This window comes from Streptosporangium sp. 'caverna', assembly GCF_003203775.1.
GTDB classification, from domain to species: domain Bacteria; phylum Actinomycetota; class Actinomycetes; order Streptosporangiales; family Streptosporangiaceae; genus Streptosporangium; species Streptosporangium subroseum.
This window is the reverse complement of record NZ_CP029711.1, coordinates 2,682,953-2,699,763: the sequence shown is the minus strand read 5'-3', so window position 1 is coordinate 2,699,763 and position 16,811 is coordinate 2,682,953. Positions and strand designations below refer to the sequence as shown.

The window sequence follows — 16,811 nt, the reverse complement described above, 5'->3', positions numbered from 1 at the left end:
CCCCTGGGCTCACCCCAGGTCGATGTGCTCCACGGGGGTTTCTTCCTGTCCGCGCTCCCGCGCCCGCTGTGCGGACGAGGGCTTGTTCAGCCCGTCGACGGCCGACTTGAACGCGGCGAACAGCTCGGTACCGGCCTGCATGAGGTGATCGGTGACCGCGCCGCCCGACTCGCGCTGCGCGGCCATCGCGCGGCAGACGGGACAGGCCCGGCAGATGTATTCGTCGTGTTCGGAGATCGCTTCCTCCCACACGTCCTGGCTCTTGCCGCGTCCGCCGCCGGAGAACGCGCTGCCGAATCCGCTCATGGTGCCCTTGATCAGATTCTTGCGCAGTTCCCTGGCGGCTTTCTGCTGGAGCGTCTCGAAAAGCTTGAACGCCTCCTCGGTCGCGGCGCTCAGCGGATCCCGGTCGCTGCCGGTCCGCTCGCTCCGGTTCCGTCCGGCCCGCTCGTCGCGTTCGGCCCACTCGGCCCGCTCATCGCGTCCGGACCGCTCAGTCCGCTCGGCCCGCTCATCGCGTCCGGACCGCTCAGTCCGCTCGGACCGCTCAGCCCGTTCGTCTCGTCCGGGCCGCTCGGACCGCTCGTCTCGCCCCGGCCGCTCGGCGCGTTCGGTCGGCTCAGTCCGCTCGGCGCTTTCAGCGCGTTCGGTCGATTCCGCCCGCTCAGCCTGCTCGGCCGGCTCGGACCGCTGGGTCCCGCCCGCGGTCTCGGTGCTCTCCGCCTTCTGCGCCGGCTCGGCGTGCGTGGCTTTCTGGTCCTTCTGGGCGTCATTCGTGTTCTCTGTCATCAGGCCCTCCCGCCTCGAACCGTACCCGGAGAAACCCGTCTCGGAGCGCTGCTTCCCTTACGGACCTGCGGGCCAGGGCGGCCGGCAGGGCGAGGACCCGGCGATAGGAGCCCACGTTGATGATCAGCTCGTCGCCCTTGCGTGAAAGATCCACCTCTCCCTTCCCCGCGAGCGGCAGGGCCAGGATCAGCTCGCCCTCGGCGGTGATCCGCAGCGGCGGGTCCACCGTGGGCGGGGCGAAGGGGTCCGCGTCTCCGTACATGACCTCGGCGACCCGGGCGAGGGCGTCGGGACCGACGGGCTCGGCGTCCAAATAGGGCACGATGTGGATGGGCAGCGGGGCGAAGGACTGCTCCACCTCTGCCAGGTGCCTGGACTGGGCCTCCACCCATCTCTGCCGCCATGGGTCGGCGCCCTCGGCGGGGAAGACCCGGTTGGCGATCACCGCGTCGACGCGGTAGCCGTACAGGCTGAGAGAGGTGAGCGTACGGCGAGCCTCGGCCAGCACGACGGCCTCGGGGGTGAGCACCAGGCGGACGCTCGTTTCGGGCCCGGTGAGGAGCTCGCGCACCTCAAGCAGGCTCCGATGGAGCCGCTCCCCCGCGCCGACCACGTGGTCTCCCGGCATGCTGACCTGCGCCAGCCGGCGGACCAGCGGCGAGAGGGCACGAAGGAGCCGCCTGCCGACCGGCAGCAGCCGGTTCATGTGCCAGTCGAGGGCCTCGGGCAGGGCGAGGAGCCGGAGCGTCTCGGCCGTGGGAGCGCAGTCGATGACGATCACTTCCCAGCGCCCGGTGAGGGCCTGCTCGCGGAGCTCCAGCAGCGCGATGATCTCCTCGGCGCCGGGCAGCACCGTGATCTCCTCGGCCGTGATCTCGTCCAGGCCCAGCTCCGCGAAGACGTCCCTGGCGTAGTCGCGCAGCTCGCCCCACTGGCGCTCCAGCGCCTTCTGGGTGTCCACCTGGTAGAGGTAGAGACCGGACGCGACCTCGGTGGGCTCGTCGGCGACGCTCACGCCGAGCGCGTCGGCCAGTGAGTGCGCGGTGTCGGTGGAGACCACCAGCGTCTTGAACCCCGACCTGGCCGCGAGAGTGGCCGTGGCCGCCGCGGCGGTCGTCTTGCCCACGCCGCCCTTGCCCGTGAACAGCAGAACCCTGCTCACGCGACCTCCCGGGGAGGCGGCTGGGGGCATGCCCTCGCCGCCGGACCGTGTGCCGGGGACGCGGTGAGGGTTCGGGCTCGCCGGCCCTGTTCTCTCATGAGGTTTCGACGCGCTTCTTCAGTCCCTTCAGGGCGGTGTCGATGATGACCTTCTCCGCCTTCCGCTTGATCATGCCGATCATCGGGACCTTGAGATCGACGGCGAGCTCGTACGTCACCTCGGTACCGCTGCCCACGTCGGCCAGGCGGTAACTTCCGGTGAGCTTCGAAACCATCTTTCCCGCCTCGACGATGCTCCAGTCGACGGAGTCCTCGTCGCGCCAGGTGTAGCCGAGGGTGTATTCGTCGCTGATCACGCCCGCGTCCAGGACGAACCTGACCGTCTCGGGGCGGCCGTCCTCCCCCGTGGAGAGGAGTCGCGCGGACTTCACCTGACCCGCCCACTCCGGGTAGGAGTCGAAGTCGGCGATCACCGTCATGATGGTCGATCGGCCCGCGCCGATCGTGATGCTTGAGGTGGTGCGATCAGCCATGGGCTTACCGTACTGGTTCGTCGTTTCCGCGCGAACCTCTGACGCACCGGTCTCGTCTCCGGCTCACCACTCGAGCACGAAGGGGACCCCCCTGTTGCGGAAATGGCCCACGTTGAGACATTCGGTCTTGCCGATGCGTGTACGGCCGGCGAGCGGCTGGTGCACGTGCCCGAACAGGGCGTAGCGCGGCTGAGTCCGCCTGATCGCCTCCAGCGTGGCCTCGCTCCCCCGCTCGAAACGCCGGGCGACCACGTCGTAGAGCAGCTCGGGGACGGCCGGGGGGATGTGGCAGCAGAGCACGTCCACCTTGCCCACGGCCTCGACCTTGCGGGCGAACTCCTCGTCGTCGATCTCGTTCGGTGTCCGGTACTGCGTGCGCAGGCCGCCCCCGACGAAGCCGAACCGGAGCCCGCCGATCTCCACCGTCTCCCCGTCGAGCACGTGGTGACCCTGCCTGACGTACTCGGGCCAGTAGCGGGGAAGGTCCACGTTGCCGTGGGTGATGTAGGCGGGGGTGGGCATCGCGGCGAAGATCTCGCCGTACTGCCGCCGGACGGAGCGTTCGATGTGCTCGCGCGGGTCGCCGTCCAGCGACGCCCAGAGGGCGGCGGACATCGTCCGCGCCTCGTCGAACCGCTTGGCCGTGCGCAGCGCGATGAACTCCGCCGTCTTCTCCACCCCGAACAGCTCGGGAAAGATGCCCTGGGAGTAGTCGTCGTAGTCGACGAAAAGGATCAGGTCGCCCAGGCAGACGAGTGCGTCGGCACCGTCGCCCGCACGAGCCAGAGCGTCGGCCCTTCCGTGCACATCACTGACGACATGAACCCGCATGCCGGATATCCTAACTATCTACCGGTCGGGGCACGAGCAGACAGGCCAAATGCGACGGGAGCGGTGAGTGCGTCGTCCTGCGGCCTCACCTGGCGGCTTGGTACGGTGGAATTGTCCTCGTAACACCTGGGTGACGGATCTACCTGCACGTAACTTATCGCGATAGCTTCCAGGCAGCCCATCGATCCGTGCGTCTTCAGGAGTGATCCGTGCGCGAGTACAGCGTCCCCGTGCTGGTGGATGTCCCCCTGTCCGCCACCATGACCGACACGGTGTTCCAGCGCGCCGACGAGGAGCCGGGCGTCGTCGCCCTGCGCCGCAAGACCGGCGACGACTGGACCGCCGTCACCGCGAAGGAGTTCCGCGACCAGGTCGCCGGGGTGGCCAAGGGGCTGATCGCGGCCGGTCTCGAACCGGGCGACCGGGTGGCGCTGATGTCGCGCACCCGCTACGAGTGGACCGTGATCGACTATGCGATCTGGTCCGCCGGCGCCGTCGGCGTGCCGATCTACGAGACCTCCTCCGCCGACCAGGTCCAGTGGATCATCTCCGACAGCGGCGCGAAGGCCGTGTTCGTGGAGCTGGAGTCGCACGAGGAGACCGTGCGCGAGAGCGTGTCCGAACTGCCGGAGCTCAAGGACGTCTGGCGCATCGAGGGCGGCGCCCTGGACGAGCTGACCGCGAGCGGTTCCGGAGTGTCCGACGAGACGCTGGCCGAGCGCAGGACCGCTCGCGGCGGCACGGACCTGGCGACCATCGTCTACACCTCGGGCACCACCGGCAGGCCCAAGGGCTGCCGCCTGACCCACGACAACCTGCTGTTCACCGCCAGAAACGTGGCGCGGGGTCCCCTGGAGTCGCTCTTCACCGAGGAGGGCAGGGCCGCGCTGCTGTTCCTGCCGCTCGCGCACTCCTTCGCCCGCATCATCGAGGTCGTGCTGGTCGAGACGGGCACGATCCTCGCGCACACGCCCAACATGAAGAACGTCGGCCCCGACCTGCAGGGCTTCAGGCCCACGTTCCTGCTGGGCGTGCCCCGGGTGTTCGAGAAGGTCTACAACGGCGCCGAGCAGAAGGCCACCGCCGACGGCAAGGGCAAGATCTTCCACGCCGCCGCCGACACCGCCGTCGCCTGGAGCCGGGCGCGGTCGGCGGGCGGGCCCGGGCTCGGCCTCAAGCTCAAGCACGCCGCGTTCGACAAGCTGGTGTACGGCAAGCTCCGCGCCGCCACCGGCGGCCGGCTGTCGGTCGCGGTGTCCGGCGGCTCCGCCCTGGGCGAGCGGCTCGGCCACTTCTTCCGCGGCGTCGGCATCGAGGTCCTCGAGGGCTGGGGCCTGACCGAGACCTCCGCGCCGTCCACGGTCAACCTGCCGGGGGCCAACAAAATCGGCACCGTCGGCAAGCCGTTCCCCGGTGTCACGATCGGCATCGGCGAGGACGGCGAGGTGCTGGTCAAGGGCCGCCACCTCTTCGACGGCTACTGGAACAACGCCGAGGCCACCGCCGAGGCGATCGACACGGACGGCTGGTTCCACACCGGCGACGTCGGCGAACTCGACAACGACGGCTACCTGCGCATCACCGGCCGCAAGAAGGAGATCATCGTCACCGCCGCGGGCAAGAACGTCGCCCCGGCCCCGATGGAGGACCACATCCGCGCTCACCCGCTGGTCAGCCAGGCGATGGTGGTCGGCGACGACAGACCGTTCGTCGCGGCGCTCGTCACGCTCGACCCCGAGGCGCTGGAGCAGTGGAAGGCGGCCAACGGCAAGGCGGGGGCCACCCTCGCCGAGCTCAGCGCCGACCCGGCCGTCCTCGCCGAGGTGCAGAAGGCGGTGGACACCGCCAACAGGTTCGTCTCCAAGGCCGAGCAGATCAAGAAGTTCACGGTGCTCGACGTCGACATCACCGAGGAGAGCGGGCACGTGACCCCGACCCTCAAGGTCAAGCGCAACGTCGTGATGCGCGACTTCGCCAAGAACATCGACGCCCTGTACGGCTGACGCCGCTCCGGCCGGCCGCGGCGACCCGGATGGGTCGCCGCGGCCTTTTGCGTTCCCGCCGGGCCGCCCGCCCGGGCGGCGCCGTACGAGCTGTTTTCTCCGGGCTGCCCCGAGCCGCCGCGAGGTGCCGTAGGCAGCCGGGAACCGCCGTGGCCGCCGTGGGCCAAAGCACCATAAATCAACAGTGATGCGAAAAAAATTCATTGACAAGCCCTGACATTCGATCTTCTATGTGATGAAACGTGAGGGATTTCGGGGGAACATGAGCACTTCGGTCAGGAGAAGCCATGACCCACCCATTGCCGATGTCCCGCCGGACCATGCTTCAGAACTCGCTGCTCGGAGCCGCCGCGTTCGGCGTCCCGGCCATCCTGGCCGGCTGCTCCAACCCCGCCGACCAGGGCACTCCCAGCACCGGCGGAGCCGCGGCGCGGGGCACGGTCTCCGTGGGCTCGAACGCCTCCGACGAGGTTCCCAAGAAGGCGCTGCAGACCGTCGTGCAGGCGTTCACCCAGGCGGACGTGAAGATCAACACTGTTGACCACAACACGTTCCAGGAGAACATCAACCGTTATCTCCAGGGCAGGCCGGACGACGTGTTCACCTGGTTCGCCGGTTACCGGATGCGGTTCTTCGCGGAGCAGGGGCTCGCGACGGACATCTCCGACGTCTGGCAGGAGATCGGCGCCGACTACACCCCCGCCTTCAAGCAGGCGGCGACGGGCTCGGACGGCAAGCAGTACTTCGTACCGTTCACCTACTACCCCTGGGCCGTCTTCTACCGCAAGAGCGTGTGGGAGGAGAAGGGCTACGCGGTTCCGAAGACCCTCGACGAGTTCACCGCGCTGGCCACGAAGATGAAGTCCGACGGGCTGATCCCCATCGCCTTCGCCGACAAGGACGGCTGGCCGGCGATGGGCACCTTCGACATCGTCAACATGCGGGTCAACGGCTACGACTTCCACATCTCGCTCATGGCGGGCAAGGAGTCGTGGACCGACCCCAGGGTCAAGCAGGTCTTCGACACCTGGCGCGGGCTCCTGGAGCACCACCAGCCGGGCGCCAACGGGCGCACCTGGCAGGAGGCCGCCCAGTCGCTCCAGCAGAAGAAGACGGGCATGTATCTCCTGGGCATGTTCGTCGCCCAGCAGTTCCCCGAGAGCGACCTCGACGACCTCGACTTCTTCGCCTTCCCCGAGATCAACCCGCAGCACGGTCAGGACTCGGTGGAGGCACCGATCGACGGCTACATGATCTCGGCCAAGGCCAGGAACGTGGACGGGGCCAAGCAGCTGCTCAAGCACCTCGCCTCCGCCGCGTCGCAGAACGTGGCGACCAAACTCGACCCCGGCACGCTCGCCGCCAGTTCCAAGGCCGACACGAGCGGCTACAGCGCGCTGCAGAAACGCGGCGCCGAGCTCGTCTCCCAGGCCGCGCACATCTCCCAGTTCCTCGACCGCGACACCCGCCCCGACTTCGCCTCGACCGTCATGATCCCCGCCTTCCAGCGGTGCATCGGCAAGCCCGACGACATCGACGCCCTACTGAAGGACATCGAGGCACAGAAAACCAATATCTTCCGGTGACGCGCCTGCGAGCCCGTCGTCACTCCTCGCGCGACGTGGTCGTCCTGACCATCGGGCTGGGCGTCGCGATCGGCATCAACGTGGCCTTCATCTGGGGGCCCACGCTGGCCTCGATCGTGCTGTCCGGCACCGACTGGAACGGCATCTCCGAGATCCGCTGGATCGGCGCCGAGAACTATCACGACCTCGCCACCTCCTATCCGCCGTTCTGGACCGCGGTCCGCAACAACGTGCTCTGGCTGGCCTTCCTCGGCCTGATCGCGACCCCGTTCGGACTGTTCTGCGCGGTGCTGCTCGACCGGCGAATCCGGTTCTCCCGCCTCTACCAGGGCGCGCTCTACCTGCCGGTGGTGCTCTCCCTGGCGGTGGTCGGCTTCATCGCGCAGCTCGTCTACTCCCAGGACTACGGCGTGCTCAACGCGGTGACCGGGAGGGAGACCGACTGGCTGGGCGACCCCTCGGTCAACATCTGGGTCGTCATGGTCGCGGCGGCCTGGCGGCACGTCGGCTACGTGATGATCATCTATCTCGCGGGGCTCAAGGCGGTGGACCCCGCCCTGAAGGAGGCCGCCGCGATCGACGGCGCCAGCGAGACTCAGGCGTTCTTCCGGGTGGTGTTCCCGACGCTCCGCCCGATCAACGTCATCGTCCTCGTCATCACGGTCATCGAGGCGTTGCGCGCGTTCGACATCGTCTACGCCATCAACAAGGGCAGGAACGGCCTGGAACTGCTGTCGGTGCTCGTCACCGAGAACATCGTCGGCGAGGCCAGCCGGATCGGCTTCGGCTCGGCGATCGCGGTCGTCCTGCTGGTGATCTCGATGGGGTTCATCATCGTCTATCTGACGCAGCTCTTCAGGGAGGAGCGTTGACACCGGCCGTCGACGCCCCCGCCGCCCCGCCCCGCCGGGTCAGGCCGTTGCGGATCCTGCTTCACGTCTTCCTGGGACTGGTGGCGCTGGGCTGGTTCGTCCCGCTGGCGCTCGCCCTCTACGCCTCGCTCCGGCCGTACCAGGAGACGGCCAGGCTCGGTTACTTCTCCCTGCCGGAGACGCTCACGCTCGACTACTACAGCGAGGCCTGGACCCAGGCCGAACTGCCCAAGTACTACCTCAACACGCTCATCATCGTGGTCCCGGGCGTGCTTCTCACCCTGCTGCTCGCCTCGTTCACCGCGTTCGCCATCGCCCGGACGCGCATCCCCGGCCGCCGCACCCTGCTGATCGTCTTCACCGCGGGCAACCTGCTCCCGCCCCAGGTGCTGATCACTCCGCTCTACACGGTCTACACGATGATCCCGCTGCCCTGGTGGCTGTCGGACTCCCTGTCCCTCTACGACTCCTACCTCGGGCTGACCCTCGTCCACGTGGCGTTCCAGTTCGGCTTCTGCGTGTTCGTGCTCACCAACTTCATGCGCACGATCCCCGAGTCGATCACCGAGGCCGCCCTGGTGGACGGGGCCGGCGTGTGGCGGCGCTACTGGCAGCTCACCCTGCCCCTGTGCCGTCCGGCCCTGGCCGCGCTGGGCACGCTCCAGTTCACCTGGATGTACAACGACTTCCTCTGGGCGCTGGTGCTGATGTCCTCCGGCGACAAGCTTCCCGTGACCAGCGCGCTGAACAACCTCCGCGGCCAGTTCTTCACCGACTACAACCTGCTCGCCGCCGGATCGGTGCTCGTCGCGCTCCCCACGCTCATCGTCTTCCAGCTCCTTCACAAACACTTCATCGCGGGCCTCACCCTGGGCTCCACCAAATGACCGCCGGTCACCCGGCGGACTCCCGGGTGACCGGCAACCTCAACGGGGGGCGCCATCCGATGACCGGCCGCCTCTTCCTGAGCTCCACCGGGTGACCGGCTGCCCGCCGGGGAAAACACCGGCCCCTACCCGGCCTCCGGCTCCACCGGGTGACCGGTTGCCCGGGAAGAAGCCCGATCCCTACCCGGCCTCCGGGCGTTGCCTGATCACGGCGACGCCGCCCGCCGGCACCGTACCGGGGAAGTCCTTCGTGGTGAGCAGGTCGGTGCCGGACTCGGCCAGCGCGACGTCCTTCTCGTCGTCGTGATTGATCGCGAACAGGTAGGTGGAGCCGTCGGGGTGGCTCCGCCGTACGAGCTCCAGGCCGGGAGCCGGGGCGGCGATGCCCGTCTCGGCGGCGATCCGGGCGAGCAGACGTCGCAGGGAGGCGTCGTCCAGCCGGGTGGAGACGTACCAGGCCGCACCGGAACCGTGCTCGTTGCGGGTGATCGCGGGCGCCCCCGCCAGGTGCCGGGCCCAGGGGTCGGGCCCGCCGCCCGAGGAGGCATAGCCGCCTGGGAAGCCGCCCTCGGAGAAACCCCCGGTCCCGGAACCGCCGGGGTGGAATCCGTCATCGGTGTAGGAGGCGATCACCTCGGCGGTGGTGGTCCGGCCGAGCTCACGCCAGACCCCGCCGGTGGAGCCGTCGGACAGCGTCACCGTACGGCCCTCGCCCAGGGGCACGAACTCCTCCATGCGCACGCCGAGAAGGTCGCGCAGGGCGCCGGGGTAACCGCCGGTCCAGACGGCGTCGTTCTCGTCGACGACACCGGAGTAGGCGCCGACGACCAGTGTGCCGCCGCCTTCGACGTAGAAGTCCAGGGCCGCCCGGTCGGTCTCGCCCAGCACGTACAGGGAGGGCAGCAGGAGCAGCGGGTAGGAGCTGAAGTCGCCGTGGGCCGGGAGGAAGTCCACGGTGACGCCGAGCTTCCACAGGGCCCGGTGCCAGGCGGCGAGTTCGTCGCGCACAGTCATGTCGACGCTCGGGTGGCCGGGCTGTTCCTGCGCCCAGACGCTCTGCCAGTCGAACACGATCGCCACGTCGGCGCCGACCCTGGAGCCCTCGACCTCCTCCAGCCTGCGCAGGTCGGCGCCGAGCTCGCAGACCTCCCTCCAGACGCGCGAGTCCACGCCCGCGTGCGGGAGCAGCGCGGAGTGGTACTTCTCCGCTCCGGCGCGGGAGGCCCGCCACTGGAAGAACAACGCGCCGTCGGATCCCCTGGCCACGTGGGCCAGGGAGTTGCGGCGCATCTGGCCGGGGGTCTTGGGAATGTTGCGCGGCTGCCAGTTGACCGCGCTGGTGGAGTGCTCCATCAGCAGCCACGGTGCTCCGCCCGCAAGGCCCCGGGTGATGTCGGCGGCGAAGGCCAGGTCGATGTGGGCCTCGGGATCGTGGGCGCGGAGGTAGTGGTCGGTGGAGACCACGTCCACGTGCGGCGCCCATTCCCAGTAGTCGATGTCCCAGTGCAGCCCGGCCATGAAGTTGGTGGTCACCGGGACACCGGGGCTCACCTCCCGCAGCACCTCCAGCTCGGCCAGGTAACAGGCGAGCAGTTCGGCGGAGCTGAACCGGAAGAAGTCCAGTGCCTGGGCGGGGTTGGGGACGGCCGGGGTCCTGCGCGGCGGCAGGACCTCCTCGAACGAGGCGTATTCCTGCGACCAGAACCGCGTGCCCCAGGCCTCGTTCAACCGGGGCAGGTCGTAGCGGTCGCGGAGCCAGGCGCGGAACGCCGCGGCGGAGACGTCGCAGTAGCAGCGTGCCACGTGGCAGCCGTACTCGTTGCCGACGTGCCACATGCGCAGCGCGGGGTGGTCGCGATACCGCTCGGCCAGGGCCCGTGCCAGCCGTACGGCGGCGGCCCGGTAGCTCGGCGAGGAGGGGCAGTAGGCCTGGCGGCTTCCCGGCCACAGGACGTGCCCGCCCGCGTCCACCGGGAGCGAGTCGGGGTGGGCGGCGGAGAACCACGGCGGAGGGCTCGCGGTGGCCGTCGCCAGATCGACGCCGATCCCGTTCGCGTCCAGCAGGTCGAGCACCCGGTCCAGCCACCCGAACTCGTGGCAGCCCTCCCGCGGCTCCAGCGATGCCCAGGAGAAGACGCCGACCGTCACCAGGTTGACTCCGGCCTCACGCATGCGCACCACGTCGTCGTGCCACACCTGCTCCGGCCACTGCTCGGGGTTGTAGTCACCGCCGAAGTACATAAGACCTCCCGTTTGCAGCCCGGATCACCTTAGAACACGGCGCGGGGCACGGCCTAGAAGGTCGGCGCACCTTCGAGCAACTGAGCGAACCGGGAGGCGACGAGGTCCCAGCCCCACTCGCGCGTGACCCACTCCCGTCCGCGCTCCCCCATCGCGCGCGCCCCGGCCGGGTCCTTCAGCAGGCCGACCAGCGCCGCCGCGACCTCGTGCGGGGAGGTGCCGTCGACCACCAGCCCCGTCTTCCCGTGCAGCACCGCGTCCGGGGCTCCGCCCGACGAGCCCGCCACCACGGGCAGCCCGCTGGCGGAGGCCTCCAGGTAGACGATGCCGAGCCCCTCCACGTCGATGCCGCCCAGGCGGGTACGGCACGGCATGGCGAACACGTCGGCCGCGGCGAGGTAGCCGGACAGCGACGCCCCCGGCACCGGTCCGGTGAACCTGACCGAGTCGCCCAGCGTCCGGGCCAACCGTTCCAGGGTCTTCCTGTACGGCCCGCCGCCGACGAGGAGCAGCACCCCGTCGGGCACGGCGCGCAGCACGTGGGGCCAGGCGCGCAGGAGGGTGTCCTGGCCCTTGCGCGGCACCAGCCGGGACAGGCAGACCACGACCGGCCGGTCCCCCAGGCCGAGCGCCGCGCGCACTGCCTCGCCGCCGGCGTCCGGCCGGAACACGGCGGTGTCGACGCCGGGCGCGAGCCGTACCAGCTTGTGGGGCGGGATCACCTTCGCCAGCCTTCGCCGGGTGTACTCCCCCAGATAGGTCACCACGTCGGCGTGGTCGCCGATCCTCGCGAGCAGCGGGCGGGCGATCGGGACCCCCGCCCAGGCCGCCTCGTGGCCGTGGGTGACCATGACGACACGGCGGGCCCCGGCCGCGCGCATCCTGGGCGCGAGCAGGCCGAGTGGCGCCGCCGCCCCGAACACCACGGTGTCGCACTTGAACTCGGCGATCAGAGCGGCGGCCCGGCGGGCGACCGCGGGCGTGGGCAGCATCAGCGAGGTGGGGTGGCGGACGACCGGGTAGGGCTGCCGGCTGTCGAAGCTCTCGCCGCCGGGCCATTCGGGGGCGTAGACGACCACCGAGTCCGGCGGGCGGCAGGCGGCGAGGCCGTACACGAACGACTGGATCCCGCCGGCCCGGGGCGGGAAGTCGTTGGTGACGATGAGGGTGCGGCTCACGGCGCTCACGGCGCTCACGGCGCGGGGAGGCCGTGCAGCAGGGCCCAGGAGCGCGCCATGGCGATGCGCTGCGGGGTCGTGGGGTGGGAGGCGTAGAGGAGGTATTCGAAGGCGTCGGGCGACAGATCCGAGATGTTGGAGATCGCCAGCCGTTTCTGCATGGATATGAACGTCGCCGGGTCCTTGGTCAGGTTCAGCGCGTGGACGTCGGCGCGGGCCTCGATGTGCCTGCTGATCAGGTTCTGGGCGGGACCGGACAGGACCGTGGCCAGGCTCAGCAGCCCCATGATCAGTCCCACCGCCCTCGGATCGGCGAGCGAGGGGATCCCGGCACGCCGCCGTACGGCTCCCGCCGAGGTCACCAGGTAGAGCAGGCACGCCCCGCACGCCGCGGCCAGGCCGCCGATGAGCGTGCCGGAGAGCACGTCGCCCGCCTTGGCGTGGCCCAGCTCGTGCGCGACCACCAGCTCGACCTGGTCGGCGGGCGCCCGGAGCAGCGTGTCGTAGACCACGATCCTGCGGGTCGCGCCGAATCCGGAGACGTAGGCGTTGAGCGCCGTGGTCCGCCGGGAGGCGTCGGCGACGAGCACGTCCTCGACCGGCACGCCGTCCCTGGCAGCCATGGTGAGCAGGTCGTCGCGGAGCTGCCCGGCGGCCATCGGCCGGAAGTCGTTGAAGATCGGTTCGATCACCACCGGGTAGGCGAACGAGGCGAGCAGGGTCAGCACGAACGCGCCGATCGCCGCGGGGATCCACCAGCGCCGGAAGCGCCGTGCCAGCGCGACCACCGCGAGCACCATGATCGCGGTCAGCCCGGTGCTGACGCCGAGGTTCTTGATCCGGTCGGCCGTCCAGGTCGCCCAGGTCTGGGTGGACAGCCCGAAGGCGCGCAGGTGGGTCTCCGACCACATCCCCAGCGGCCAGCGCAGGATCGCCACCGCCACCGACAGCCCCAGGACGCCGAGCAGCACCCGCAGCCACCACGGTCCTCTCAGGCGGCCGAGCAGCCGTGCGCCCAGCGGGGTGCCCACCAGCACTCCCGCGACGACCAGGGTCAGGCCGAGCGACAGGTAGGAGGGCACGCTGACCAGTGCGTCGAAGGTCTCCGCGCGGGCGATCTGCTCCGGGAGGAAGTCGCGGGCCGGGTCGGGGACGACGGTCGGCGCCCCCGCGGCCAGCTCTCGCCAGGGTGTGGTGAACGCCACGATCGCCAGCGTGACCGCCCCGAGGGCGGCCAGCGCCCACCCCGCCGTCCGGAGTCCCGCGGGCGTGTCCGTCTTACTCAGCGTCATCCGAGTTCCCTCCGGAGGTAGTCGCGCCAGGCCCCGACGAGCGACGCCTCGGACAGGCCCAGGGTGCTCCCGACATCGCTACCGTAGAGCCTCACCAGCGCCTTCTCGCCATAGCGCTCGGCGATGAGACGGCAGGCGAGCCACGCCTCCTCGTAGGCCTGCGCCAGCCGCGGCGCTCCGGGGGCGAAGTCGCCGGGCCCGGGGAGACGGGCGGGCAGGATGCCGTCGCGCACCTCCAGCGCCAGCTCGGCGGCGACCGTGCGGACCGCGATCCCGGCGTCGCGGTAGCCCACGTAGTCGGCGAAGCCCTCCGACATCCACATCGGCACCCGGCCGCCCCGGGTCGCGCCGGTGGCCACGTGGGTGAGCTCGTGCGTGATCACCACGTCACGGCCGACCTCGCTGAGCCTCGCGTAGCCCGACGGCAGGACGATCACCCGATCCGAGGTCGCCAGGGCTGCCAGGCCGCCGGTGCCGCCGGCTCCCGCGAGCGCCGCGGCCTCGGCGTCCGTGGCGGGAAACAGGATCACCGCCCGGACCGGACCCCAGACCTCCTCGACGCCGCGGCGGGCGCGGTCGGCCCTGGAGGCCAGATCACGGAGACTTCCGTACGGGACGCCGTGGCCGATCACGAGGGAGCGCTCACCTCGCACGACGGTGGCCGCGCCGGGCCAGAGACCGCGCGTGTCCTGCGGAATCGGCCCACCTCCGGCGAGCGGAGCGGCGCTGATCAGCGCCAGCATCCCGGTGAGCACGGCGCGGCGCCCCTTCGGGACGGACATATGGATTGATGCTACTCGACGGGCATGGAGCGGCCCCGTCCATCCGCGCGGATGGACGGGGCCGTATCCCTGTATCCCTGGGCCTCTGATCCCTGGGCTAGCCGCCGGGACGGACCGCTCCGGTGAAGGAGGACTTGTAGTACCCCTCCAGCTTCACGATCCGGACCGTCTTGCCGCTGCTCGGCGAGTGGACCATCCTGCCCTTGCCGACGTACATGCCGACGTGGCCCTTCCCGCTGAAGAACATCAGGTCACCGGGGTGCAGGTTGCGCCACGAGACCTTCTTCCTGACAGCCCTGTACTGGCTGTACGTGATGCGGGGGAGCTTGACGCCTGCTTTCCGCCATGAGTACTGGACGAGCCCTGAGCAGTCGAACGCGCCGGGACCGGTGGCTCCCCACCGGTACGGGGCGCCGATCTGCTTCCTGGCCGTGGAGACGGCCTTCTTGGCCTTCACCTTCTGCTGTGCGACCTTGCTCAACCTGGCCTTCGCCGTGCTTCCGACCTGAGTCGAGGTCTTCGCCGTGCTCTTGACCTGAAGGGTGGTCGCGCTGTTCGCCGTCGCCTGTGCCGCCATGGGCCCCAACGTGACCGCTCCGGCTGAGGCGGTCATTGTGAGGGCGAACCCGCCGATGGAAAGGCGGAAAAGGCGCGACAAACGGGGGTTATGCAGGGTGGTAGACAGGATTTCTCCTTGGGACTTCCACTGATGCCTACCGGGTTAGCTGACGGATTCGGGCTGGGAAGATGCCCTACGGCGAAATGCGCCGATTCACCCCTGGCCACGCTTTTAAGGGCCCATTGGGTCCCCGGTTCCATGCCTCCTGGCTGCATGGATTCGGCAGGCCACCGCAGTGGGGTCGAACCCCGATGGGGAGAAGCGGTGGCCGGTTGGATTTCTATGAGAGACACCGGCCCTGGGGGCCGACATTCATCGCGACGGCATGGCTTGAACGTCGCGACGCCAGAAACTACCCCGGTCTTCAACGTTCGGCAAAGCAATCGTCATGTTCGAAGATCGAAGAGAGCTCTTCACCCTTCCAGACTCCCTGCATAAGGGCTATTTATGCTATTGAGATATGACTCTGGTCACATTCCATGAATCACCACGGCAAATGCTCTATTTCTGTCAGATACGTCACATCTGACTTGATCTTCAATATGATCTCCGTCACCGCGCACGATCTTTGTCGCCGCCTATGGTCATTCACTTCCGTGCAGGATCATTCACCGTCGCTCTCGCCGCGATCCTCACCGCTCCGACCGTGGACGGCGGATCACCGGAGGACTCCGCAAGCGATGGCCCAGACTCGGGACGAGCATGCGGAAACCGGCCGATAACGGCAGACGGAAACAGCCCCTCGCTTGGTGCGTTTCCGGCCGCCGACCCCGCATGCCAAGACCAAGCGGGCGCTTGGCGGCGGTTGTTATAACATGTACTGTTACATCCAGCGGAGATGGGGCGATGATGAGCGCGAACAGCAGGTTGACGATCGCCGCGCACATACTGGCGTGGATGGAGCTCGACCGGCGTGGCGGCCGCGAGGTCGTGACCTCGGAGCAGATCGCCGGCAGCGTGAACACCAATCCGGTGGTCATCAGGCGCTGCCTCGGAGATCTCCGCAAGGCCGGCTTCGTGGAGGCGCGGCGCGGCGCGGGAGCCGGATGGAGCCTGGTTCGCGATCCCGAGTCGATCAGCCTGTTCGACGTTCACCAGGCCGTCGAGCAGGGCCCCCTGTTCGGCATGCACCGCACTCCGCCGAACGAGGGCTGCCCGGTGGGCTACGGAATCCAGCCCGCGCTGCGGCGTGTGTACGGCGGACTCGAAGAAGCCGTGCGGCAACAGCTCGCCCAGACCTCGGTCGCCGACGTCCTCCGGGACGTGCTGGCCCAGCAGCGATGACAGACGCGCCCGGCCGGAGCCGAGGGTGTCGCGTCCCTTACCGGCAGGCCCTCACTCCCCGAGGTCGGAGTGGGACCTCGATGCCGTGAAGACCAGCGCGGGCGGAACGTTGAGCCAGACCGGGCCCATGGTGCCGACGGTGGCGAAGGTGCGGTTCAGGAGCCCGCGGAACTGCCTGAACCGCCTGGAGGGCATCGCGGACAGGGTGATGACGGTGCTGAACCTCCCGCCCAGAGCGAGCGCGGCCGACACCCCGTCCAGAATATGTTTCTGCCGCTGCTCGTCGAACAGGGTCCAGGGAAGCGAGGAGATGATCGCGTCGACCCGTGTCACCCCGGCCCGCCCCAGTAACTTCTCCAGGTCACCCGCGTCGTCAGCGATCACTTCCAACCAGGGGCGGCTGCGCCGCAGATGGCGGACCATGTCGTCGTTGAGTTCGACGGCGAGCTGCCGCCCGCCCGGCGGAAGCCGTTCGCGAATCGCGTCACTGATCACACCACCGCCCGCGCCGAGCTCGACGACCACGGCTCCATGAGTGACCGGGACGACCGACGCGGCCAGGCGGGCCACGGCCTTTGAGCTGGGCGCGATCGCCCCCAGTTCGAAGGGATTACGAATGATCGCGCCAAGGAAGGTGCGGGTGTCCCCGTTGGCAGGACGAGTTTCGGACGACATTCGCAGCTCATTCCCCCAGGTGAGAGCGTTATGCCAGGTTGACATGCTTAGGTAGGCCGATGTCCTCTGCCGCAGCGC

At 69.3% G+C, this 16,811-nt stretch carries 15 protein-coding genes and 1 riboswitch; of the genes, 5 read left to right on the top strand and 10 right to left on the bottom strand.

The window, feature by feature from the left end:
• Positions 1–9: 9 nt before the first annotated feature.
• The 4 genes from DKM19_RS11900 to DKM19_RS11885 form a co-directional block, all read right to left on the bottom strand.
• Complete coding sequence (locus DKM19_RS11900) at positions 10–789, bottom strand: hypothetical protein (RefSeq protein ID WP_110695753.1); 780 nt, start codon at positions 787–789, stop codon at positions 10–12.
• Positions 770–1,951 (bottom strand): ArsA family ATPase, encoded by a 1,182-nt coding sequence (locus tag DKM19_RS11895; protein WP_110695752.1) that lies wholly within the window; start codon positions 1,949–1,951, stop codon positions 770–772. The genes DKM19_RS11900 and DKM19_RS11895 overlap by 20 nt, the downstream gene beginning before the upstream one ends.
• Positions 1,952–2,045: 94 nt before the next feature.
• Positions 2,046–2,483, bottom strand: coding sequence for an SRPBCC family protein (locus DKM19_RS11890; RefSeq protein ID WP_110695751.1), 438 nt, complete (start codon positions 2,481–2,483; stop codon positions 2,046–2,048).
• 63 nt (positions 2,484–2,546) lie between these two features.
• Positions 2,547–3,314, bottom strand: a complete 768-nt coding sequence (locus DKM19_RS11885; protein ID WP_110695750.1) for a metallophosphoesterase — start codon at positions 3,312–3,314, stop codon at positions 2,547–2,549.
• 209 nt (positions 3,315–3,523) lie between these two features.
• Between DKM19_RS11885 and DKM19_RS11880 the strand changes: the two genes are divergently transcribed.
• The 4 genes from DKM19_RS11880 (at position 3,524) to DKM19_RS11865 (ending at position 8,662) form a co-directional block, all read left to right on the top strand.
• Positions 3,524–5,317: a long-chain fatty acid--CoA ligase gene (locus tag DKM19_RS11880; RefSeq protein WP_110695749.1), complete on the top strand. Its 1,794-nt coding sequence runs from the start codon at positions 3,524–3,526 to the stop codon at positions 5,315–5,317.
• A 287-nt stretch (positions 5,318–5,604) separates the two neighbouring features.
• Positions 5,605–6,903 carry an ABC transporter substrate-binding protein gene (locus DKM19_RS11875; protein ID WP_239514203.1) on the top strand — a complete coding sequence of 433 codons (1,299 nt, stop codon included), beginning with the start codon at positions 5,605–5,607 and terminating at the stop codon, positions 6,901–6,903.
• Entirely contained in the window at positions 6,900–7,775 is an 876-nt protein-coding gene (locus tag DKM19_RS11870; RefSeq protein WP_110695747.1) for a carbohydrate ABC transporter permease, read from the top strand. Before DKM19_RS11875 ends, DKM19_RS11870 begins: the two co-directional genes overlap by 4 nt.
• Complete coding sequence (locus tag DKM19_RS11865; RefSeq protein WP_110695746.1) at positions 7,772–8,662, top strand: carbohydrate ABC transporter permease; 891 nt, start codon at positions 7,772–7,774, stop codon at positions 8,660–8,662. The genes DKM19_RS11870 and DKM19_RS11865 overlap by 4 nt, the downstream gene beginning before the upstream one ends.
• A gap of 180 nt (positions 8,663–8,842) precedes the next feature.
• On the opposite strand, the gene DKM19_RS11860 is transcribed toward DKM19_RS11865, so the two are convergent.
• From DKM19_RS11860 to DKM19_RS11840, 5 genes are all read right to left on the bottom strand, one after another.
• Positions 8,843–10,903: a beta-galactosidase gene (locus tag DKM19_RS11860; RefSeq protein WP_110695745.1), complete on the bottom strand. Its 2,061-nt coding sequence runs from the start codon at positions 10,901–10,903 to the stop codon at positions 8,843–8,845.
• A 53-nt stretch (positions 10,904–10,956) separates the two neighbouring features.
• A complete protein-coding gene (locus DKM19_RS11855) occupies positions 10,957–12,081 on the bottom strand; it encodes a glycosyltransferase family 4 protein (RefSeq protein WP_110705659.1) in 1,125 nt (374 codons plus the stop codon).
• A 14-nt stretch (positions 12,082–12,095) separates the two neighbouring features.
• A complete protein-coding gene (locus tag DKM19_RS11850) occupies positions 12,096–13,373 on the bottom strand; it encodes a M48 family metallopeptidase (RefSeq protein WP_110695744.1) in 1,278 nt (425 codons plus the stop codon).
• On the bottom strand, positions 13,370–14,155 hold the full coding sequence (locus DKM19_RS11845) for a hypothetical protein (protein WP_110695743.1): 786 nt from the start codon (positions 14,153–14,155) through the stop codon (positions 13,370–13,372). Before DKM19_RS11845 ends, DKM19_RS11850 begins: the two co-directional genes overlap by 4 nt.
• A 97-nt stretch (positions 14,156–14,252) precedes the next feature.
• A complete protein-coding gene (locus tag DKM19_RS11840; protein WP_110695742.1) occupies positions 14,253–14,732 on the bottom strand; it encodes a C40 family peptidase in 480 nt (159 codons plus the stop codon).
• A 118-nt stretch (positions 14,733–14,850) separates the two neighbouring features.
• Positions 14,851–15,009: riboswitch (cyclic di-AMP (ydaO/yuaA leader) on the bottom strand.
• Positions 15,010–15,623: 614 nt separating this feature from the next.
• Between DKM19_RS11840 and DKM19_RS11835 the strand changes: the two genes are divergently transcribed.
• On the top strand, positions 15,624–16,058 hold the full coding sequence (locus DKM19_RS11835; RefSeq protein ID WP_110705658.1) for an Rrf2 family transcriptional regulator: 435 nt from the start codon (positions 15,624–15,626) through the stop codon (positions 16,056–16,058).
• Positions 16,059–16,109: 51 nt separating this feature from the next.
• Here DKM19_RS11835 and DKM19_RS11830 read toward each other — a convergent pair whose 3' ends face one another.
• A complete protein-coding gene (locus DKM19_RS11830) occupies positions 16,110–16,733 on the bottom strand; it encodes a class I SAM-dependent methyltransferase (protein WP_110695741.1) in 624 nt (207 codons plus the stop codon).
• Positions 16,734–16,811 lie beyond the last annotated feature (78 nt).

Bases quoted from the DNA above. Each gene is read 5' to 3' on its own strand.
- DKM19_RS11860 (WP_110695745.1), bottom strand. From the start codon at position 10,903: ATGTACTTCGGCGGTGACTACAACCCCGAGCAGTGGCCGGAGCAGGTG.
- DKM19_RS11900 (WP_110695753.1), bottom strand. From the start codon at position 789: ATGACAGAGAACACGAATGACGCCCAGAAGGACCAGAAAGCCACGCAC.
- DKM19_RS11875 (WP_239514203.1), top strand. From the start codon at position 5,605: ATGACCCACCCATTGCCGATGTCCCGCCGGACCATGCTTCAGAACTCG.
- DKM19_RS11835 (WP_110705658.1), top strand. From the start codon at position 15,624: ATGAGCGCGAACAGCAGGTTGACGATCGCCGCGCACATACTGGCGTGG.
- DKM19_RS11840 (WP_110695742.1), bottom strand. From the start codon at position 14,732: ATGGCGGCACAGGCGACGGCGAACAGCGCGACCACCCTTCAGGTCAAG.
- DKM19_RS11830 (WP_110695741.1), bottom strand. From the start codon at position 16,733: ATGTCGTCCGAAACTCGTCCTGCCAACGGGGACACCCGCACCTTCCTT.
- DKM19_RS11890 (WP_110695751.1), bottom strand. From the start codon at position 2,483: ATGGCTGATCGCACCACCTCAAGCATCACGATCGGCGCGGGCCGATCG.
- DKM19_RS11845 (WP_110695743.1), bottom strand. From the start codon at position 14,155: ATGTCCGTCCCGAAGGGGCGCCGCGCCGTGCTCACCGGGATGCTGGCG.
- DKM19_RS11885 (WP_110695750.1), bottom strand. From the start codon at position 3,314: ATGCGGGTTCATGTCGTCAGTGATGTGCACGGAAGGGCCGACGCTCTG.
- DKM19_RS11850 (WP_110695744.1), bottom strand. From the start codon at position 13,373: ATGACGCTGAGTAAGACGGACACGCCCGCGGGACTCCGGACGGCGGGG.